19 protein-coding genes are annotated in these 20716 nt (G+C 74.0%); 14 read left to right on the top strand and 5 right to left on the bottom strand.

Features of this window, described 5'->3' with window-relative positions; all coding sequences use genetic code 11:
- The first annotated feature begins 69 nt into the window (after positions 1 to 69).
- Complete coding sequence (locus tag C6361_RS04860) at positions 70 to 636, top strand: CHRD domain-containing protein (RefSeq protein ID WP_107266898.1); 567 nt, start codon at positions 70 to 72, stop codon at positions 634 to 636.
- A 31-nt stretch (positions 637 to 667) separates the two neighbouring features.
- On the opposite strand, the gene C6361_RS04855 is transcribed toward C6361_RS04860, so the two are convergent.
- The 4 genes from C6361_RS04855 to C6361_RS04845 form a co-directional block, all read right to left on the bottom strand.
- The gene (locus C6361_RS04855) at positions 668 to 1069 is read right to left on the bottom strand and encodes a hypothetical protein (RefSeq protein ID WP_159079179.1); all 402 of its coding nucleotides are present in this window, start codon (positions 1067 to 1069) and stop codon (positions 668 to 670) included.
- Positions 1066 to 1308, bottom strand: a complete 243-nt coding sequence (locus C6361_RS04850; RefSeq protein WP_159079178.1) for a hypothetical protein — start codon at positions 1306 to 1308, stop codon at positions 1066 to 1068. The genes C6361_RS04855 and C6361_RS04850 overlap by 4 nt, the downstream gene beginning before the upstream one ends.
- Positions 1309 to 1313: 5 nt before the next feature.
- The gene (locus C6361_RS36850) at positions 1314 to 1493 is read right to left on the bottom strand and encodes a hypothetical protein (protein ID WP_159079177.1); all 180 of its coding nucleotides are present in this window, start codon (positions 1491 to 1493) and stop codon (positions 1314 to 1316) included.
- Between the two features lie 206 nt (positions 1494 to 1699).
- The gene (locus C6361_RS04845) at positions 1700 to 2893 is read right to left on the bottom strand and encodes a helix-turn-helix transcriptional regulator (RefSeq protein ID WP_107270737.1); all 1194 of its coding nucleotides are present in this window, start codon (positions 2891 to 2893) and stop codon (positions 1700 to 1702) included.
- 361 nt (positions 2894 to 3254) lie between these two features.
- Between C6361_RS04845 and C6361_RS04840 the strand changes: the two genes are divergently transcribed.
- Genes C6361_RS04840 through C6361_RS04815 form a run of 6 tightly spaced genes read left to right on the top strand, consistent with a single transcriptional unit; the run spans position 3255 to position 10234 of the window.
- Positions 3255 to 4046, top strand: coding sequence for an ABC transporter ATP-binding protein (locus tag C6361_RS04840; RefSeq protein ID WP_107266896.1), 792 nt, complete (start codon positions 3255 to 3257; stop codon positions 4044 to 4046).
- Positions 4043 to 4900: an ABC transporter ATP-binding protein gene (locus tag C6361_RS04835; RefSeq protein WP_234359324.1), complete on the top strand. Its 858-nt coding sequence runs from the start codon at positions 4043 to 4045 to the stop codon at positions 4898 to 4900. Before C6361_RS04840 ends, C6361_RS04835 begins: the two co-directional genes overlap by 4 nt.
- Entirely contained in the window at positions 4897 to 6873 is a 1977-nt protein-coding gene (locus C6361_RS04830; protein ID WP_107266894.1) for a long-chain fatty acid--CoA ligase, read from the top strand. The genes C6361_RS04835 and C6361_RS04830 overlap by 4 nt, the downstream gene beginning before the upstream one ends.
- On the top strand, positions 6870 to 7760 hold the full coding sequence (locus C6361_RS04825) for a branched-chain amino acid ABC transporter permease (RefSeq protein WP_107255974.1): 891 nt from the start codon (positions 6870 to 6872) through the stop codon (positions 7758 to 7760). The genes C6361_RS04830 and C6361_RS04825 overlap by 4 nt, the downstream gene beginning before the upstream one ends.
- The gene (locus C6361_RS04820; RefSeq protein ID WP_107266893.1) at positions 7757 to 8884 is read left to right on the top strand and encodes a branched-chain amino acid ABC transporter permease; all 1128 of its coding nucleotides are present in this window, start codon (positions 7757 to 7759) and stop codon (positions 8882 to 8884) included. Before C6361_RS04825 ends, C6361_RS04820 begins: the two co-directional genes overlap by 4 nt.
- 33 nt (positions 8885 to 8917) lie before the next feature.
- The gene (locus tag C6361_RS04815) at positions 8918 to 10234 is read left to right on the top strand and encodes an ABC transporter substrate-binding protein (RefSeq protein WP_107266892.1); all 1317 of its coding nucleotides are present in this window, start codon (positions 8918 to 8920) and stop codon (positions 10232 to 10234) included.
- A 165-nt stretch (positions 10235 to 10399) separates the two neighbouring features.
- On the opposite strand, the gene C6361_RS04810 is transcribed toward C6361_RS04815, so the two are convergent.
- Positions 10400 to 11659, bottom strand: a complete 1260-nt coding sequence (locus C6361_RS04810; RefSeq protein ID WP_107266891.1) for a glycosyltransferase — start codon at positions 11657 to 11659, stop codon at positions 10400 to 10402.
- Positions 11660 to 11869: 210 nt separating this feature from the next.
- On the opposite strand from C6361_RS04810, the gene C6361_RS04805 reads away from it, so the two are divergent.
- The 7 genes from C6361_RS04805 (at position 11870) to shc (ending at position 20704) form a co-directional block, all read left to right on the top strand.
- The gene (locus C6361_RS04805; protein ID WP_159079176.1) at positions 11870 to 13357 is read left to right on the top strand and encodes a glycosyltransferase; all 1488 of its coding nucleotides are present in this window, start codon (positions 11870 to 11872) and stop codon (positions 13355 to 13357) included.
- Positions 13358 to 13423: 66 nt separating this feature from the next.
- Positions 13424 to 14266 carry a DMT family transporter gene (locus C6361_RS04800; protein ID WP_107255969.1) on the top strand — a complete coding sequence of 281 codons (843 nt, stop codon included), beginning with the start codon at positions 13424 to 13426 and terminating at the stop codon, positions 14264 to 14266.
- Positions 14267 to 14495: 229 nt separating this feature from the next.
- Positions 14496 to 15425 carry a squalene synthase HpnC gene (gene hpnC, locus C6361_RS04795; protein WP_199853248.1) on the top strand — a complete coding sequence of 310 codons (930 nt, stop codon included), beginning with the start codon at positions 14496 to 14498 and terminating at the stop codon, positions 15423 to 15425.
- On the top strand, positions 15422 to 16300 hold the full coding sequence (gene hpnD, locus C6361_RS04790; protein WP_107266889.1) for a presqualene diphosphate synthase HpnD: 879 nt from the start codon (positions 15422 to 15424) through the stop codon (positions 16298 to 16300). The genes hpnC and hpnD overlap by 4 nt, the downstream gene beginning before the upstream one ends.
- The gene (gene hpnE, locus C6361_RS04785) at positions 16297 to 17673 is read left to right on the top strand and encodes a hydroxysqualene dehydroxylase HpnE (RefSeq protein ID WP_107255967.1); all 1377 of its coding nucleotides are present in this window, start codon (positions 16297 to 16299) and stop codon (positions 17671 to 17673) included. The genes hpnD and hpnE overlap by 4 nt, the downstream gene beginning before the upstream one ends.
- The gene (locus tag C6361_RS04780; RefSeq protein WP_107266888.1) at positions 17670 to 18701 is read left to right on the top strand and encodes a polyprenyl synthetase family protein; all 1032 of its coding nucleotides are present in this window, start codon (positions 17670 to 17672) and stop codon (positions 18699 to 18701) included. Before hpnE ends, C6361_RS04780 begins: the two co-directional genes overlap by 4 nt.
- Positions 18701 to 20704: a squalene--hopene cyclase gene (shc, locus tag C6361_RS04775; RefSeq protein ID WP_107266887.1), complete on the top strand. Its 2004-nt coding sequence runs from the start codon at positions 18701 to 18703 to the stop codon at positions 20702 to 20704. The genes C6361_RS04780 and shc overlap by 1 nt, the downstream gene beginning before the upstream one ends.
- Positions 20705 to 20716 lie beyond the last annotated feature (12 nt).

Here is a 20716-nt window from a genome sequence, read left to right as displayed (position 1 = left end):
CCCGGCTGGCGCCCGTCCGGTTGAACCGGGTGACGAGCACTGGCCGGAGCGGATCGGGGAGGCGCGACGATGATGATCCGACGATGGTATGGCGCGGTGGCCTCCGTGGTCGCCCTCCTGGCCGCCGGGGCGGGCACGGCCCGGATCGCGTACGGCAACGCCGACCGCAACGACGACGACCCGGAACGCTGGGGCGTCGTACGGGAACGGCTGACCGGCTACCAGGAGGACCCGTTGGTGATCTCGACCAGCGGCAGGGGCGGGTTCCGCTTTGCGGTCGACGAGGAGGGCCAGGAGTTGACCTACCGGCTCGGGTACGAGTCGCTGGAGGGGACCGTCACCCAGGCGCACATCCACGTCGGCGGCCGGGCCCAGAGCGGCGGAATCAGCGCCTTCCTCTGCACCAACCTCGGCAACGGGCCGGCGGGCACCCAGCCCTGCCCACCGGCACCGGCCACGGTCAGCGGGACGATCCGACCGGCCGACGTGATCGGCCCGACCGCACAGGGGATCGAGGCGGGACAGTTCGCCGAGCTGGTCGCGGCGGTACGGGCCGGTGCCGCGTACGTCAACGTGCACAGCTCGCGCTATCCCGGCGGCGAGATCCGGGCGCAGCTCTGGCGTCACCGGCACTGACCGGGCGACCCGTCCGCCATCCGCCCGAGCATCACTCCAGCCCGGTGATCCGGCGCAGCTCCTCGTCGGTCGGGACCACTGTGGGTCGGAGAGCCTGCACCGCTGGCGGCAGGTAGTCGTCCCGAACGGCCTGCAACCAGCACGTCGCGACCTGGATGCGGGTGCAGTCCGGCAGGGCGCAGGGTCGGCAGCCGTCGACGCCGTACGGCCAGTGGTTGGTGAGTACCTGCCGGGCGACCGTGGTCACCAGCCGCTTCCCGTCGTCACCGGGCGGTGGGAGGTGGTCGGTGACGACGACCCAGAGCGCCCATTCGGCGGTCGGGCACCAGCGGGCCCGGCACTCGGCGCAGCCGCGCCCCTCGGCGTGGTCGGTGATGATCCGGTGCGCCCAACTGATCGCCGGTCCCGGCGTGCTCTCCGGCAGCATGCTCACCGAACCCGGTCCAGGGCCGCGCGGACGTCCCCGGCCGTCACGCTGGCCGGCAGAGTGCCGCCGAGCAGCACCCGGACCGCGTGCTCCCGGCGGTGGACCTCGGTCGCCCAGGACCAGAGCGGGCAGCCGTCCGGCCCGCACCGGCCGCACTCCCGCAGCGCGTGCGTACCGAGCACGAGGCGGGCGAACGCGCACTCGACCGGGACCGGCCACTCCACCGTCAGCCAGCGCCGTACCATCCGGATCACAACAGGCGTCCGAGGCCGGTGCGTACACCCGTGCCGTCGAGGTCGACCCGGCGGCGTACCGCGCCGAGCAGCGCCAGGCAGCCGCCTCGGGGGGCGCACTCGGTGCACCGGCCGCCGCCCCGGTGCTGGCGTTCGATCTGGCGGTCGTCCCGCCGCTGGGCCACAGTGCTCTTCACGTACCCGCCCCTTCCGGTACGTGGCGCCCCGGATCTCCGATCACGGAGCGCCACTCTCCACCTGAACCGGCGCCGGTCGGCCACCCCTGGGGGAGGAACGGCCGACCGGCCGGGACGCCCGGCTGCGACCGGTGGCGACGACCACCCGGACCGTGCGTCCCTAGGCGAGCCTGACCGCAGACAGGTGCGCGAGGTGTAACGGACTGTTAAGTCGCTGCGGTGTCGGGGTCGAGTGGATCGATACCCAGCCGAACCGCCAGCTCCCGGAGCTCCGTCGAGCCGTGGCGACGCGCGTCGCGGACCATCTGCCCGACAATCTCCTGTACCGCTGGCCGGGACCGCAGCTCCTGGCTGCTGATGTCGTCGGCGGCCAGGAACTGGCGTACCGCTCGATCATGTTGGCCTGCCAGGAAAAGGCCCCGGCCAGCGTCGATGTGCAGCCTGGTCCGACGCTGGATGTTCCGCAGCGCCGCGCGGTCGACCCGGCGCGCGTACTCCGGCGCGCGTTCCGGCTCCCCGTTCTCCAGGGCGATCGCGACCCGCCACGTCGCCACGTTCGCCGCGCTGAACTCCATCCGCCAGCGGTCCGGACCGTTCGCGCGTGGCAGGGTGGCCTGCGCCTCCGCGTAGTGCGCCGCTGCGTCGTCGGCCCGGCCGAGCGAGGCGGCCGAGATCGACGCGTGTAGGTGCAGCATTCCGTACCACGTCGCCAGGTCGCCGGTCTGGGTATCGCCGACCGCCTGGGCGGCGGCAGTCGCGGTGGAGAGTGATCGGCGCTGCGACCCACCGGTCAGCGCAACCTGTGCGAGGGCGAACGCGGCTGCCGCTGTCTCGTCCGGCTCGCCGAGCTGGCCTGCCGCGAGTTGGGCCCGCTCGGCCAGCCGCATCGACAGGTCGATGTGCCCCATCGACTTGAGCCCTGTCGCGGCGAAGAATGCCACCCGGACGAACATCGCCAGGCCGGCCCGCTCGGTGGCCGGTGCGGTCGCGAGCAGCCTGGTCTGTTCGACCAGGTCCGGAAGTAGTCTCGCCATCGTGGTGTAGTCGCAGGCCATCCGGGCCCGGCTCGCCGCCTCCAGCCGTCGGGCGACATCGGCGGGATCGGGCGGTGGGCCGTCAGGGTCGTCATCGAGTGCCCTGCGGATGCCGGGGGCTGCGGAGTACGCCGCGAGTTCGGCGCGGTCACGCGGTCGGCGTGGCTGGGCGGTGAGGTCTTCGACACGTACGCCCAGCGCCGAGGCCAGGGCAATGATCAACGCTCGTTTCGTGACAGCACGTCGGCCGTTTTCGATCATCGAGATGTAGGCGTGGCTCACACCAACCCGGTCGGCCAACTCCTGCTGGGTCATCCCAGCGGTGTCACGCCACGAGGCGACGCGCAGACCGATCCCATCGCGCACGATGTCCTCCCAGGGCACGGCCGGGGTGGTGGCGGCCCTGGCCGTAACCCGGAGCCGCCTCTTGGGACGGTACACCGCCGTCGTCCCGGCTCGCCGACGTCAGTGCGGGACTCTGCACCCCGTTCGAGCAGGCACATGTTGAGGACCACGGGCCGTGCGACCGAGAGCGGTAGCGGGTACCGAAGGTCCACCCTCTCGCCGTCACGACGACTCCACAAGGGACGTGCCTGGTACGCCTCATCTCAACCGATCCGGTGGAATGGGCGCCCTCGACCACGATGCTCTTGACGGAACGTTGCCCCCTGGTTAATGTCCGGTAACTTTGTGACCCGCGCCACAACCGAGAACCGGGGGTTCCCGGATGCTGCAGGTGCGCAATCTCGAGGTCGTCTACGACGACGTGATGCTGGTGCTGCGCGGGGTGAGCCTCGCCGTACCGCCCGGCGGGATCGTCGCGCTGCTCGGCGCGAACGGCGCCGGCAAGACCACCCTGCTGCGGGCGATCAGCGGCCTGCTCGACGTGCACGACGGCGCGGTCACCAAGGGCACCGTCACACTCGACGGGGTACCGATCCACCGGCTCCGCCCGGCCGCCGTGGTCCGCCGGGGCGTCTGCCAGGTGATGGAGGGTCGCCGGATCTTCGCCGAGTTGACCGTCGAGGAGAACCTGCGGCTCGGCGGGCACACCGCGCACCGGCAGATCCCGGCCCGGCTGGAGCACGTCTTCGGGCTCTTCCCGGTGCTCGCCGCCCGCCGCCGGCAGACCGCCGGATATCTCTCCGGCGGCGAGCAGCAGATGCTCGCGATGGGCCGGGCACTGATGGCGCAGCCGCGCTACCTGCTGCTCGACGAGCCCAGCCTCGGACTCGCCCCCCGGCTGGTCGACCAGGTCCGGGAGCTGATCGTGGCGATCAACTCGACCGGGGCCGGAATCCTGCTGGTCGAGCAGAACGCGACCATGGCGTTGGCGCTGGCCACCCACGGCTACGTACTAGAGACCGGCCAGGTGGTGCTGGACAAGCCAGCCGAACAGTTGCTGGCCGACGACGACATCCGGGAGTTCTATCTCGGTCTCGGTGCGGCGGCCGGTGCGGGCCGACGCTCGTTCCGCGAGGTCAAGCACTACCGGCGGCGCAAGCGGTGGTTGTCGTGACGGCGGTGGTGCGGCAACGGGCCGCCGATCCGGTCGAGGCCGACCCGATCCTGCGGTTCGAGGACGTCCGGCTGCACTTCGCGGGCGTACGCGCCATCGACGGGGTGAGCTTCACGGTCGGCCGGCACGAACTCTTCGCCATCATCGGGCCGAACGGCTCGGGCAAGACCTCCATCTTCAACGTCCTCTCCGGGGTGTACCGGCCGCAGACCGGTCGGGTCGTCTTCGACGGGGTGGACCTGGTCGGCCGCCGGCCGCACCACATCGCGGCGCTCGGCATGGCCCGGACCTTCCAGAACGTCGAACTCTTCGGCAACCTCACCGTGCTGGAGAACCTGCTGCTCGGCCGGCACCACCACATCGGCTACGGCCCGCTCGCCGCGATCGCCTGGCTCGGCTCGGCCCGCCGGGCCGAGATCGCCAACCGGGCCGCCGTCGAGGAGATCGTGGACTTCCTCGAACTGGAACGGTGGCGGCGGATGCCGGTGGGTCTGCTCCCGTACGGGGTGCAGAAGCGGGTCGAGCTGGGTCGGGCCCTGGCGATGGAGCCGAAACTGCTGCTGCTCGACGAGCCGGTCGCCGGGATGAACCTGGAGGAGACCGAGGACATGGCCCGGTACGTCCTCGACATCCGCGACGAGCTGGACATCCCGATCGTGCTGGTCGAGCACGACATGGGTCTGGTGATGGACCTGGCCGACCGGGTGCTGGTGGTCGACTTCGGTCAGGTGGTGGCGACCGGCAGCCCGGCGGAGATCCCGCACCATCCGGACGTCGTGCGGGCCTACCTCGGCGGCGACGCGTCGAAACCGGCGCAGCGTGCCGGCGATCCGGGACGGGAGGAGCCGCGATGACCGATCCCCGCGCCGCAACCGCACCGACCGGCGACCCGACCGGCGATCCGACCGGCGACGACCCGGCCGGCGTCGCGACCACCACCGCCGCCGGCCCGTCCGGCGACGCCGTCCCGGCCAGCACCATCGCGGTACGCGTCCGCGACCGCGCCCTCGCCACCCCGGACGCGGTGGCGATGCGGGAGAAGGACCGGGGCATCTGGGCGGAGGTGACCTGGGCCGACTACTGGGACACGGTGCAGACCGTGGCGCACGGGCTGCTGGCGCTCGGCGTGCAGCCGGGCGACCGGGTGGCGATCCACGCGGAGAACCGTCGGGAGTGGCTCTTCACCGACGTGGCGACCGTGGCGCTGCGGGCGATGACGGTCGGGCTCTATCCGACCAATCCGGCGCCGGAGGTCGGTTACCTGCTCTCGCACTCCGGCGCCCGGGTGCTGATCGCCGAGGACCAGGAGCAGGTCGACAAGGCGCTGGAGGTCGCCGCCGACTGCCCGGAGCTGGAGCGGATCGTCTATCTCGAACCGCGCGGCATCCGGCACCGCTACCGGCATCCTGCGCTGCTCGGCTGGGACGAACTGCTGGCGATCGGCGCCGAGCACCGGGCCGCCGAGCCCGGGGCGGTGGCCGCCCGGATGGCGGCGGCGACCGCCGGGGACGTCGCCACGCTGATCTACACCTCCGGTACGACCGGGCCGGCCAAGGGCGCGATGCTGACCGTGGCCAACGTGGACTTCGCGATCCGGGTACTCGTCGACGACGGCGGGTTCACCGATCCGCCGCCGGGACCGCACGACCTGCTGCTGTCGTACCTGCCGCTCTGCCACGTCGCGGAGCGGATCTTCACCACCTGGTTCAACGCCGGTGCCGGGGTGCAGGTGGCGTTCGCCGAGTCGATCGACACCGTGCGGGCGAACCTGCGGGAGGTGCAGCCGACGATCCTGTTCGGAGTACCCCGGATCTGGGAGAAGATCCTCGCCGGGGTGACCGTCCGGCTGGCCAACGCCTCGCCGGTCAAACGGTGGAACGCCCGGCTGTGGCTCGGGGTCGCCGACCGGATCGCCGGCACGCTGGTCCGGACCGGTGGCCGGCACACCGCCGCCACCCGACTGGGGTACGCGATCGGCTGGCTCTTCTGCTACCGGGCGCTGCGGGTGCGGATCGGGATGCGCCGGGTCCGGTACGCCGCCTCCGGTGCCGCCCCGATCGCCCCGGACGTGCTGCGGTTCTTCATGGGCATCGGCGTCCCGATGCACGAGGTGTACGGGATGACCGAGAACACCGCCGTCGCCACCGGCAACCGGCCGGGCCGGGTCCGGCTCGGCACCGTCGGCGAGCCGCACCCCGGCGTCGAGCTGCGGATCGACGAGGAGACCGGCGAGATCCTGACCCGGCACGGAGGCGTCTTCGCCGGCTACTACCGGGATCCGGCGGCGACGGCGGCGGTGCTCGACGCCGACGGGTGGCTGCGGACCGGCGACGTCGGCGAGTGGGTCGACGGCACGCACGTGCGGATCACCGACCGGGCCAAGGACATCATGATCACGGCGGGTGGCAAGAACGTCGGCCCCTCCGAGATCGAGAACGCGCTGAAGGCGTCGCCGTACGTCAAGGAGGCGATCCTGGTCGGCGACCGCCGGCCGTACCTGACCGCGCTGATCGGGATCGAGCTGGAGACCGTGGGGGAGTGGGCGCAGCGCGGCGGGCTGGCGTACACCACCTATCGCGACCTGGCCGGCAAACCCGAGGTCCGGGCCCTGGTCGAGGGACTGGTCGCGACGGTCAACGCCGGGCGGCCCCCGGTCGAGCAGATCCGGCGGTTCGCGCTGCTGCCCAGGGAACTCGACCACGACGACGGTGAGCTGACCGCCACCCAGAAGGTACGCCGGGCCGCCGTCGCCGAACGGTTCGCCGACCTGATCGACGAGCTGTACCGGCGCGGGCCGGCGAAGACCGACCCGGGGGAGGCGGGATGACCGAACTCGCCGAGAGCCTGCTGCGCGGCCTGGGCACCGGCAGCGTCTACGCCCTGCTCGCCCTCGGCTTCGTCATCATCTACAAGGCGACCCGGGTGATCAGCTTCGCCCAGCCCGCCTTCATGCTCGCCGGCGCGGTCCTGGTCACCTACCTGGCCGGGCCGGTCGGCTTCTGGGTGGCCGTACCGGTCGCCGCCGTGCTCACCGCCGGGCTGGCGCTCGGGGTGGAACGGGTGGCGGTACGCCCGATGGTCGGCCGGCCCGCGTTCGTGGTCGCCATCATCACCCTCGGGGTGGACGTCGCCGTCCGGGTGGTGGTCAACGGCTTCATCGGACTCGACGTCCGGCACGTCGGCGACCCGTGGGGACTGCGCACCGTGGCGGTCCCCGGCACCGCGATCGACCTGCAACAGCGGCACCTCGCCGCGCTGCTCGCCACCGCCGTGCTGATCGCCGGGCTCTTCGCCTTCTTCCGCTACACCCGGATGGGGCTGGCGATGCGGGCCGCCGCCTACGACCAGGAGGCGGCGCTGGCCCAGGGCGTCTCGGTCGGCGCCGTCTTCGCCCTCTCCTGGGGGCTGGCCGGTGGCCTGGCGGCGGTGGCCGGCACCTTCGCCGCCGCCGGAGCCAGCGTCGACGCCGCGCTCTGGCTGATCGCGCTGACCGCCCTGCCGGTGATCATCCTCGGTGGGCTGGACTCGCTGCCCGGCGCGGTGGTCGGCGGGCTGGCCGTCGGGACGATCCAGGAACTCACCGCCAGCTACCAGCAGCACGCGCCCTGGCTCGGCGGCAACGTCTCGGTGATCAGCCCGTACGTGCTGATGCTGCTGGTCCTGCTCGTCCGCCCGTACGGGCTCTTCGGCACCAGGGAGGTCGAGCGGGTATGACGATCGCGGGGCGGCGTACCCGGCCGCGCGGCCGGCCGGAGCTGCACACCTCGTACGCCAGCGAGCTGGCCCTCTTCGACACCCGGGGCAAGCGGGTGGCGGTGGCCGGACTGCTGGCCGTCGCCCTCTGCCTGCCGTTCCTGCTCACCGACGAGTGGCTGCAACTGCTGGCGCTCTGCTGCGTCGCCGCGATCGGGGCGATCGGGCTGGGACTCGTCACCGGGTACGCCGGCCAGGTCTCGCTGGGGCACGCGTTCTTCCTCGCCGTCGGCGCCTACACGGCGGCGGCGATCAGCGGCGACCCGGACGGCCGGGTGATCGGCTTCGGGGTCACCAACATCGCGGTCTGGCTCCCCGCCGCCGGCCTGCTCGCCGGGCTGGCCGGGATCCTCGTCGCCCCGCTCGCCACCCGGCTGCGCGGGCTCTACCTGGCGATCGTCACCCTCGGCCTGGTCTTCATCGGACAGCACGTCTTCAGCGAGTGGTCGGCGCTGACCGGCGGCGCCGGGGTCGGCCGGCCGGCGGCCACCCTGGAGTTCTTCGGCCAGCCGATCGCCGCCACCGGCCCGCTCGGCACCCGGGACCAGAAGCTCTACTGGCTGATGCTGCTGCTCCTGCTCGGCTTCGCGCTGGCCGCCGCCAACCTGGCCCGCTCGAAGGTGGGGCGGGCGTTCACCGCGATCCGGGACCGGGACATCGCCGCCGGGGTGATCGGGGTGAACCTGGCCCGGTACAAGACGATCGCCTTCGCCGTCTCGTCGGCGTACGCCGGCTGCGCCGGGGCGCTGCTCTACACCATCACCGGGTTCTTCGACCCGGGCTCGTTCAGCCTGCTGCTGTCGGTGCAGTACATCGCGATGGTGCTGATCGGCGGCGCGGGCACCATCTCCGGCGCGATCGCCGGGGCGTTCTTCATCACCCTGCTGCCCCGGTTCACCCGGGAGTTGCAGGCGTGGGTGCCGTTCCTCAGCGCCCAGCCGAACGAGGTGCCGAACGTCTTCCAGGTGGAGACGATCCTCTACGGCGTACTTCTCGTCGTCTTCCTCATCTTCGAGCCCCGGGGCCTGTTCGGGATCTGGGTACGGGTCCGCAACTACTGGAAAACCTGGCCGTTCTCCTACTGAGCTGCTCCGCTCCTACCGACCTGTGAGGTAGCCATGGGAAGGAACAGACCGTCCGGCTCCGGACCGCGTCGGATCGCCGCCGCGACCGTCGCCCTGCTGCTCTGCGCCGCACTCGCCGCCTGTCGCGGCGGGGACACCGAGACCGACGCCTCCGGGGTGAAGACCGACGTCGGGGTCACCGCCGAGCCGTGCCCGGAGGCGGTGGACCGGAACAAGGGCTGCATCTACCTCGGCATCATCTCCGACCTGACCGAGGGGCCGTTCCGGGCGCTGGCGGTGCCGATCACCGACGCGCAGAAGGCGTTCTGGAAGCGGGTGAACACGGCCGGCGGGATCGGCGACTACGAGGTCGACGTGACCCGCTGGATCCGGGACAACAAATACAACCCGCAGACGCACAACCAGGCGTACCAGGAGATGAAGCCGAACGTGCTGGCCCTGGCCCAGACCCTCGGCTCGCCGACCACCGCCGCCATCCTGGCCGACATGAAGGCCAGCAGCGTGGTCGCGGCGCCGGCCGCCTGGACCTCGGCGTACGCCTTCGAGGACGTGATCGTCGAGTCCGGCGCGAACTACTGCCTGGAGTCGATGAACGCGCTCGACTACGCCCGCGAGGCGCACGGGGTCAAGTCGGTGCTGGCCGTACACCTGGCCGGCGACTACGGCGACGACGCGGCGGCCGGCGCGAAGCTCGGCGCGCAGAGCCTCGGGATGACCTTCAGCGCGGTGAAGACCGACTCCGGCGCCGACAAGCAGGCCGGTGCCATCCAGGCGATCCTCTCCGGCCGGCCCGACCTGGTGATCCTGACCATGGGGCCGGCCGACGCGGCGGCGATCGTCGGCCAGGCGGCGGCCCGGGGCTTCACCGGCCGGTTCATCGGCACCAGCCCGACCTGGAACCCGGCGCTGTTGGCCAGTGCCGCCGCCCCCGCCCTGCTGGCCCGCTACGAGCAGACCGCTCCGTGGGACTCGTGGGGCACCGACACCCCCGGGCACCAGGCGTTGCGGCAGGCACTGGGCCAGATCACCCCGAACGACGGGTACACCTCCGGCTGGGTCTGGTCGTACCCGATGAAGGCGGCGCTGACCAAGGCGGTGGCCGACGGCGACCTGACCCGGGCCGGGCTGCTGGCGGCGGTGAAGTCGCTGACGTCGGTCGACTACGAGGGCATGCTGCCGGCCGGTGCCGGCAACTACGCCGCCGGCCCGAACGACGGCGCGGTCCGGGTCACCGCGGTGTACCGGCCGGACCGGGCCGCACCGACCGGGGTCAGCCAGGTCCGGCCGTTGACCGCCGGCCCGACCGCGCAGGCGTACGCCCTGGACGGGCCCTGCTACGAGAAGCTCTGAGCGCGGCGCTGCGGGACCGCGCGGCGGTGCGGGACCGGCCGTCCGGGGTGCGGGACAGCGCGGCACTGCGGGACCGGCCGTCCGGGGTGCGGGACCGCGCGGTGGTGCGGGACCGGCCGTCCGGGGTGCGGGCGGGCCGGGATCGAGCGGGTCGTGGTCGGCCGGTCAACGGGCCAGCCGGTCGACCACGGCCACCACCGCGCCGGCACCGTCCTCGGCCGCCATCAGGTCGGCGAGGGCCTCCGCCCGGCGCCGCAGCCCCGGCTCGGCCACCGCGGCCCGGATCGCGGTGGCCAGCCCGGCCTCGTCGAGCCGGCGGAACGGCAGCACCGTCGGACCGACCCCGAGGGCGGTCAGCCGGGCGGCCCAGAACGGCTGGTCGGCGAAGACCGGTACCGGCACCGCCGGCACCCCGGCCCGCAGACCCGCACCCGTGGTGCCGCAGCCGGCGTGGTGGACCAGCGCGGCCATCTGCGGAAAGAGCCAGTCGTGCGGTACGTCCCCGACGGTGATCAGGTCCCCGTCCCGGTCCTCGACCCGGGCCGTGCCGGCGTCCCGCATCCCCTGCAACACGCCGCGTACGCCGGCCCGGCGCAGCGCACCGGCGACCAGGGCGTGCAGTCCGTTCCCGGTGTCGGCCAGGCTGCCGAAGCCGACGTAGACCGGGGGTGGGCCGGTGGCGAGGAAGTCGACCAGTTCGGTCGGCGGCTGCCAGCCGGGGCGGGCCGCCGGCCACCAGTAGCCGACCACGTCCAGCCCGGCCGGCCAGTCCGGTGGCCGGGGCAGCACGGCGGGGCTGTACCCGTGCAGCACCGCCCAGCCGTCCCCGTCGGCCAGCCGGGCCAGGGCGCCGAGTCCGACCGGTGGCAGGCCGAGTTCGGCGCGCAGCCGCCGGGAGGCGTCGGCGTACACCCGGTCGACGAGGAGCCGACCGAGCCGGCCGGCGAGCCGGTTGCCCCAGCCGCCCAGCGAGCGCACCCCGAGTACGACCGGCGGGAACGCCCGGGTGGGAGCGGTCGGCTGGAGGAAGACCCCGAGGCACGGGATGTTGTGGTACTGCGCCACCGAGTAGCCCAGCGGTGCGGTCGTGCTGGACAGCAGCAGTACCTCGGTGTCCGCCCCGGCCGCGGTCGCGATGCCGGTGCCGACCTCGGCGACGAACCGGCCGCCGAGCCGGACGAACTCGACCAGCTCGGGGGCGACCGGCAGGCTCCGGGAGCGGTGTCCTCCGGCGTGGGCGGCCCGCAGCGCCGACAGGTCCCCGGCGATCGGCCGGAAGTCCAGGCCGGCTCCGGTGACCAGGTCGGCGTACGGCTCGGGGGCGGCGAGCGCCACCCGGTGACCGGCGGCCCGTAACCGGGCACCGAGCCCGGTGTAGGGCGCGACGTCGCCGAGGGAGCCGGCGGTGACGATCAGGACCCGCATGGCGACCTCCCGGTGGGCCGGGGCTGCGACCGGTGGCGCCGATTCGCGCTTCGACCGGAGCGTCGCGGGGTATCCGGAGTCTACGTCCGGCCGCAGGTCCGGGTCGGGGGGTTCGGGCAGATGCGGTGCCGGAAAGGTTCCGCTGCCGCCCGACGGAAGCCGGTCCGGCCTTCCGAGGATTCTTCGCACCTCCTGCGGGTAGATGGCCGGATGACGTTCAGATCCGGGCGGTCCGAGGCGAACCGCAAGGAGGCGTCCGAGCCGCCCGCCAGCGGCGTCGGTGAGCGGCGTCCGCGCGTAATGATCATCTACGCCAGCGCGGGGGCCGGACACGACGGCGCGAGCCGGGAACTCGCCGGCCGGCTGCGCGAACGCGGTCTGCTCGCCGACTGCGTGGACCTGGCCGACATCTTCCCGTGGGGACTGGGCCGGCTGCTGCGCGGCACCTACCACGGCATGCTGAGCCGGCTGCCGTGGATCTACGGGCTGCTCTTCGCGATCGGCGGGAACTTCAGCCGGGCCGCGCCGATCACCCGGGCGCTGCTCCGGCCGGTGTGGCCCCGGGTACTCCGGATGCTGCCCCCGGACACCCGGGCGGTGGTGTCGACGTACCCGGTGGTCAGCCAGATCGTCGGGCCGCTGCGCCGGGACGGGCGGCTCGCCGTACCGGTGGTCACCTATCTGACCGACTTCGCGGTGAACCCGATCTGGGTCTCGCCCGGCATCGACGTGCACTGCGCCGCGCACCGCACCACCCGGGCCGAGGCCCGGGCGCTCGGTGCCGGCGAGGTCCGGGTGGCCGGCCGACTGGTCTCGGCCGGTTTCCGCCCGGGCTCGCCGGCCGAGAAGCGCCGCGCCCGGGAGCGACTCGGGCTGCCCGTCGACGCCCGGCTCGCGCTGCTGGTCGCCGGCTCCTGGGGCGTCGGCGCGGTGGCCCGGACGGCGGCCGAGATCGCGCGTACCGGGGTGGCGGTCCCGGTGGTGGTCTGCGGCCGGAACGAGACGCTGCTGCGCCGGCTGGAGCGGCGCCGCACCGGATACGTCTTCGGCTGGGTCGACGACATGCCGGAGCTGCTGCGCGCCGCCGACGTGCTGGTGGAGAACGCCGGTGGACTCACCGCGCTGGAGGCGATGGCCTGCGGCCTGCCGGTCGCGACCTACCGGCCGATCCCCGGACACGGCCGGGCGAACGCGGCCACCATGGCCCGGGCCGGGGTGGCGACCTGGGTACGCCGGGTCGCCGAACTGGGCCCGACCCTGGTCCGGCTCGCCGACGGTACGGCCGGCGAGCGGCAGCGGGCCGCCGGGCTGGCCCTCTTCGAGACCGATCCCGCGATGGTGGTCGCCGACATCGCCCGGGGCGGTGCGCTGCCCGAGCCGGCGACCGAGGGGGCGGGACGGGCGTCCTCGTTCGACGCCCCGACCATCGCACCCGCACGGGCCGACGAGCCGCTCGGCACTCCCGCCCTGGTCGACGGTTCGCCGTCGCTCGACGCTCCCGCCCTGGTCGACGGCGCGGCGCCGGCCGGTCCGGAGGTGCCGGCCGAGGTCCCGGCCGCGGTGGCGGCGGTGCCGTCCCGCCGGACGCTGACCCGCTGGGTCGGGCTGCGGGCCGGCGTGGCGAGGTTGCGGATCGGCGCGGACCAGCCCCGGCCCGACGGTACGCGCCCGGCGAACCACCCGGACCGGCAAGGCTGACGTGCGGGCCACAGATCGTGCCGCCCCACCGGTGGCGGGGCGGGCCGGAGCCCGAGGTACGACCCGGTGAACGGCATCGCCATCCTGCTCGGACTCGCCTCGGCCGCCTGCTTCGCGGTGAGTTCGGTGCTGGAACAGCACGCCGCCAAACAGGAGCGGCCGACCCGGACCATCGACCCGAGGCTGCTGATCCGGCTGCTGCACCGGCGGCTCTGGCTGCTGGGCTGGGTCCCGGACGCGTTCGGTACCGTCCTCCAGGCGCTGGCGCTGCGCTTCGGCGCACTCGCCCTGGTCGAACCACTGCTGGTCAGCGGACTCTTCATGGCGATTCCGCTGGAGGCGGCGATAGAGCGGCGCCGACCGCACCGCCGGGACATGCTGGTGGTGGTGCTCGGGGTCGTCGGGCTGACCGGGTTCCTGCTCGCCGCCAACCCGCGCGGCGGGGTGCAGGAGCCGAAGGCGTGGTCCTGGATCCTGGTCGGGGTCGCGATCGGCGCACTGGTCGCCCTCTGCCTGCTGGTGGCCTGGCGGACCCAGGACGCGACCCGGGGCCTGATGCTCGGCATCGCCACCGGACTGCTGTACGGGTTGGCCGCCGCCCTGGTGAAGAGCGTGATCGAGAAGCTGCCGGACCACCCGGTCGAGGTCTTCACGGACTGGCACCTCTACGCCCTGATCCTGGTCGGCGGCACCGCGCTGGTGCTGAACCAGAACGCCTTCCAGGGCGGCCCGATCGCCGCCCCGCTGACCGCGATCGCGCTGCTCGACCCGTTCACCGGCGTGCTGATCGGGGTCTTCGCCTTCGAGGAGCGACTGTCGCTGGAGGGGCCTCGGCTGCTGGCCGGGCTGGTCGCGGTGGCGGCGATGACGGTCGGCATCTGGATGGCTCGGCGTACCCGGTCAAGCTGACACGCCGGCCGCCACCGTCGATCCACCGGGCCGGTCCGGTCGATCCGGGCTACGCCGCGACGGATGGTCGAACACGCCGAGAGGAATTCGGCAGGCCGCACCGCCCAGGGTGGGAATTTGGGTACTCTCGGTGAAGATTACTTAGCGCGAGTGGTGGATTACGACCAATCCGGCGCGGCGGTCTGGCGCGGCCCCGCTGAGCCGGCTGGACCTCGCGAGAGGCGGCAGTGTGCTTCATCTGACCGACGACGCTCCCGACCATCCGCCCGCGGATCGGCCGGGTGGGCGCCGGCAGCCGGACACCGTACTGGCCGGGGAGAACTTCCCCGTCGCGCTGCGCGTCCTGCCGGCACGGATCCGCCGGCACCTGCTCGCCCTCTACTGGTACGCCCGGTACGTCGACGACCTCGGCGACGAGCCCGACGAGCGCGGCCGGGACGAGACACCGGCGACCCGGCTCGCCGGGCTGGACCGGTTCGACCGCGAGGTACGCGCCCTCTACCACGGCCGGCTGCCCCGGCACCCGGTACTGGTCCGGCTGGCACCCACCGTGGTCGACTGCCGGCTGCCGATCGACCCGCTGCTGCGGCTGATCGAGGCGAACCGGCGCGACCAGGCGGTGCGCCGCTATCCGACCTTCGGCGCCCTGGTCGACTACTGCCACCTCTCCGCCGACCCGGTCGGCGAGCTGGTGCTGCACGTCTTCGGGGCCGCCTCGCCGGACCGGATCCGGCTCTCCGACCGGATCTGCACCGCCCTACAGGTGGTCGAGCATCTCCAGGACGTCGCCGAGGACCGGCGCCGGGGCCGGATCTACCTGCCGACCGAGGAGTTGGCGGCGGCCGGGGTGTCCGAGGAGGACCTCGACGCGCCCCGCGCCGGTGACCGGCTCCGTACCGTCGTCCGGCGCCAGGCACAGCGCGCCGCCGACCTGCTCGACGCCGGTGCGCCGCTCGTCGCCGACCTGCACGGCTGGGCCCGGCTGGCCGTCGGCGGATACGTCGCCGGTGGGCGGGCCGCGCTCGCCGCACTGGCCCGGGCCGACCACGACCCGCTGCCCGGGCCGCCCAAGCCCACCCGGGCCGGGATCGCCGCCGCCTGGCTCAGGTCGTACCGGCCGCCCCGGGCCGCCCTGCGCCCGAGCGGGGTGCGCGGATGACCGCCGACGCCGGACTGGAACGCGCCTACCGGGAGTGTGCCCGGGTGACCCGCAGCCAGGCGCGCAACTTCTCGTACGGGATCCGGCTGCTCCGTCCCGACCGGCGCGCCGCGCTCTGCGCCGTGTACGCCGTCGCCCGGCGCATCGACGACATCGGCGACGGGGAGCTGCCCGCCGCGACCAAGCTGGCCCGGCTCGACCAGATCCGGGCGGCGCTGCACCGGCTGCCGGAGGCCGGCGGGGATCCGGTGCTGGTCGCCCTGGCCGATGCGGCGGCCCGGCTGCCGATCCCGCTGGCCGCCTTCGACGAGCTGGTCGACGGCTGCGTGGCGGACGTCCGGGGCGCCCGCTACGAGACCTTCGAGGAGCTGGTCGGCTACTGCCGCTGCGTCGCCGGGTCGATCGGCCGGCTCTCGCTCGGCGTCTTCGCGCTCCGCCCCTCGGTGGACCGGTCGGCGGCCGCCGAACTCGCCGACACCCTGGGCATCGCGCTGCAACTGACCAACATCCTGCGGGACATCGTGGAGGACCGGGCCGCCGGCCGGGTCTACCTGCCCCGCCGCGACCTGGAGCGGTTCGGCTGCACCCTGGAACTCGGCCCGGACGGCGCGCTGACCGACCCGCCGGACCGGCTCGCCGCGCTGCTCCGCTGGCAGGCGCACCGGGCCGAACGCTATTACCAGAGCGGGCTGCGGCTGCTGCCGCTGCTGGACCGGCGCAGCGCGGCCTGCGTGGCGGCGATGGCCGGGATCTACCACCGGCTGCTGGCCCGGATGGTGGCCGACCCGCTGGCGGTGACCCGGCAGCGGGTCTCGCTGCCCGGCTGGGAGAAGGCGTACGTCGCGGCGCGGGCGATGACCCGGAGCGCACCGTGACCGACGGAGGGGTCTGCGTGGTCGGCGGAGGGCTGGCCGGCATCGCCTCGGCGGTGCGGCTGCTCGACGCCGGGCACCGGGTGACCCTGGTGGAGGCCCGTCCGGCGCTCGGCGGGGCCACCTACTCGTTCCGGCGGGGCGAGCTGACCGTGGACACCGGGCAGCACGTCTTCCTCCGCTGCTACCAGCAGTACCGCGACCTGCTCGTCCGGCTCGGCAGCGCCGACCGGGCGGCCGTGCAGGACGGGTTCGCGGTGCCGATCCTGCGGGCCGGCGGGCCGCCGCACGTACTCGCCCGCAACCGCCGACTGCCGGCCCCGGCGCACCTGCTGCCGGCCCTGCTGGGCTACCGCCCGCTGCGGGTGGGACAGCGGCTGGCGGCGGTACGGGCCGCCGCCGCGCTGCGCCGGGTCGAACCGGACGACCCGGCCGCCGACCGGGTCAGCTTCGGCGCCTGGCTGACCGCGCACGGGCAGGACGCGCCGACCGTGGCCCGGCTCTGGGAGCTGATCTGCACGGCGGCCCTGAACGCCCCGCCGGAACGGGCCTCGCTGGCGCTGGCCGCCCGGGTCTTCCGGACCGGGCTGCTCGACCGGGCCGACGCCGCCGACATCGGCCGGCCGACCGCGCCACTGTCCGAACTGCACGGTGCCCCGGCGTCCGTACTCCTCCGGCAGCGCGGCGCGACGGTCCGCACCGGGGTACGGGTGCAGCGGATCCGGGCCGACCGGGGCCGGTTCCAGATCTCCGGTGACGGCGTCGAGCTGACCGCCGACGCGGTGGTGTTGGCGGTGCCGCACCCGCAGGCCGCCCGGCTGGTGCCGGCCGAGGCCGCCCCGGACCGGGCGCGCTGGGCCCGGCTGGGTGCCGCGCCGATCGTCAACGTGCACGTGCACTACCAGCAGCGGGTCACCGAACTCGAGTTCGCGGCCGGGCTGGACACGCCGGTGCAGTGGGTCTTCGACCGGACCGCGCCCGGCGGCTCCGGCCAGTACCTGGTGGTCTCGATTTCCGCCGCCGAGCAGGTGCTGGGCGTCCGGGCCAGCGACCTGGTCCGGACCTACCTGGACGCGCTGGCCGAACTCTTCCCGGCGGCCCGGCAGGCCCGGGTCCGGGACGCGTTCGTGACCCGGGAACCCCGGGCGACGTTCCGGCAGGGGCCGGGCTCCCGCAGTGCCCGGCCACCCGCCCAGACCCGGGCGCCCGGGCTGGCCCTGGCCGGCGCGTGGACCGACACCGGGTGGCCGGACACGATGGAGGGCGCGGTACGCAGCGGCCACCGCGCCGCCGACGTGGTCCTCGCCCACCTCGGGTCCGCACCGACCCAGACGGCAGGCACCGGCATGACCGGGCGCGACGAGGAGACGAGATGACCGTGATGCTGCCCAGCGTCCTCGCCCAGGTGGACGAACTCGTCCAGCCCGAGATCCGGGCGACGCTGGAACGGATCGACGAGCGTACCCGGCTGGTCGCCGGCTACCAGCTCGGCTACTGGGACGCCGCGGGGGAGCCCGCCGGCCGGGGCGGGAAGGGGCTGCGCCCGGCGCTGGCGCTGCTCTCCGCCCAGGCCGCCGGCCAGCCGGTACGCCGGGGCCTGCCGGCGGCGGTCGCGGTGGAGCTGGTGCACAACTTCTCCCTGCTGCACGACGACGTGATCGACGGTGACCTGGAGCGCCGGCACCGGCCGACGGCGTGGGCGGCGTTCGGCATCGGTCCGGCGATCCTGGCCGGGGACGCCATGCTCGGCCTCGCCGACGAGGTGCTGGCGGACGACCCCACCCTGGACGTACGCGCCGGACTGAGCACCATGCACACCGCGATCCGGCGACTGATCGCCGGGCAGGCGGCCGACGTGGCCTTCGAGTCCCGTCCCGACGTCACCCTCGACGAGTGCCTGGCGATGGCCCGGGACAAGACGGCGGCGCTGCTCTCCTGCTCCGCGACGCTCGGCGCGGTGCTCTGCGGCGCCCCGACGGCGCTGGTGGACGGGCTGGCCCGGTACGGGGAACGGCTCGGCCTGGCCTTCCAGCTCGTGGACGACCTGCTCGGGATCTGGGGTGAGCCGGCGGTCACCGGCAAGCCGGTCCTTTCCGACCTGCGGGCCCGGAAGAAGTCCGTACCGGTGGTCCGGGCCCTCACCTCCGGCGGCCCGGCCGGTGACCAGCTCGCCGAGCTGTACGCCCGGACCGGCGAACTCTCCGCCACCGACCTGGGCCTGGCCGCCGAGCTGATCGAGGAGACCGGCGCCCGGGACTGGACCGAGAAGCAGGCCGACCGGCTGCTCACCGAGGCGCTGGCCGAACTGGACCAGTTGGGCGAGCCGGGTTCGACCGGAGAACGCTCCGACGTGCACGCCGACCTGGTGGCGATCGCGCACTTCATGACGGGACGGGACCACTGATGGGCGCGACGCTCTCCACCAGCGACGGCAACCCGACCGGCGCCCGCCGCGACGGCATCCTGATCGAGGGACCCGGTCCGCTCGGCATCGGAGGCGAGGGGCAGCGGAGCACCGCCGAGGCGGCCCTGGACCGGGCCCGGGACCTGCTGCTCGCGCGGCAGCAGCCGGGCGGCTGGTGGCAGGGTGAGCTGGAGACCAACGTGACGATGGAGGCCGAGGACCTGCTGCTGCGGGAGTTCCTCGGCATCCGTACCGAGGTGGAGACCGAGCCGACCGCCCGGTGGATCCGCTCGAAGCAGCATGCGGAGGGCGCCTGGGCGACCTTCTACGGCGGGCCGGGCGACCTCTCCACCACCATCGAGGCGTACGCGGCGCTGCGGCTGGCCGGTGACCCGCCGGACGCCGAGCACATGTGCCGGGCCCGGGACTTCGTACTCGCGCAGGGCGGCATCGAGCGGAGCCGGGTCTTCACCCGACTCTGGCTGGCGCTCTTCGGCGAGTGGCCGTGGCACCGGTTGCCGGCGATCCCGTCCGAGGTGGTGCTGCTGCCGTCGTGGTTTCCGCTCAACGTCTACGACTTCGCCTGCTGGGCCCGGCAGACCATCGTGCCGCTGTCGATCGTCCGCGCGCTGCGCCCGGTACGCCCGCTCGGGTTCTCGCTCGGCGAACTGCGTACCGGACGGCCGGCGCCGCCGGAGGAGCGGCGCGGCAAGGGACGCTGGATGCACCGGCTCGACACGGCGCTGCGCGGCTACGAGCGGCACCCGGTCGGCCCGGTACGCCGCAACGCGCTGCGCCGGGCGGCCGAGTGGATCGTGGCCCGGCAGGAGGCCGACGGCTCGTGGGGCGGCATCCAGCCGCCGTGGGTCTACTCGCTGATCGCGCTGCACCTGGTCGGCTATCCGCTCTCCCACCCGGTGCTGCGCAGCGGGCTGGCCGGGCTGGAGCGGTTCACCGTCCGGGAGGAGACCCCGGACGGACCGGTACGCCGGCTGGAGGCGTGCCAGTCCCCGGTCTGGGACACCGCGCTGGCGATGGTCGCGCTCGCCGACGCCGGGGTGCCGGCCGACCATCCGGCGCTGACCACCGCCGCCGACTGGCTGCTCGCCGAGGAGATCCGGGTCCCCGGCGACTGGGCGATACGCCGGCCCCGGGTGGAGCCCGGCGGCTGGGCGTTCGAGTTCGACAACGACGGCTACCCGGACACCGACGACACCGCCGAGGTGCTGCTCGCGCTGCGGCGCTGCGGGGCGCATCCGGCGCTGCGGCCGGCGATGGAGCGCGGGGTCCGCTGGCTCTGCGGGATGCAGTCCGCCGACGGCGGCTGGGCGGCGTTCGACGCGGACAACACCCGGGCGATCGCCCGCGACCTGCCGTTCTGCGACTTCGGTGAGGTGATCGACCCGCCGAGCGCGGACGTCACCGCGCACGTGGTGGAGGCGCTCTGCGCGGAGGGGCTGGCCGGTTCGATACCGGTTCGCCGGGGCGTGGCGTGGCTGCTGCGCCACCAGGAGGCGGACGGTTCCTGGTTCGGCCGGTGGGGCGCCAACCACGTCTACGGGACGGGTGCGGTGGTGCCGGCGCTGATCGCCGCCGGGGTACCCCGGGAGGACCCGAGGATCGTCCGGGCGGTCTGCTGGCTGCACCGGCGGCAGAACGCCGACGGCGGCTGGGGCGAGGACATGCGCTCGTACCGCGATCCGGCCTGGCGGGGTCAGGGCGACTCGACCGCCTCGCAGACCGGGTGGGCGCTGCTGGCCCTGCACGCCGCCCGCTCGGACGACTCGGCGTCGGTCCGGCGCGGGGTGGACTGGCTGGTGCGTACCCAGCGGCCGGACGGGGGCTGGGACGAGCCGCAGTACACCGGCACCGGGTTTCCCGGCGACTTCTACATCAACTACCACCTCTACCGGCTGGTCTTTCCGGTCAGCGCGCTCGGCCGGTTGCTGCGCGACCCGGACGACTTCGCGCGGCTGCGCACCGATCCGGGAGAGCCCAGTTGAGGAACGGAAACT

This window comes from Plantactinospora sp. BC1, from assembly GCF_003030345.1.
Taxonomy (GTDB): domain Bacteria; phylum Actinomycetota; class Actinomycetes; order Mycobacteriales; family Micromonosporaceae; genus Plantactinospora.
This window is presented reverse-complemented; position numbering and strand designations above follow the sequence as displayed.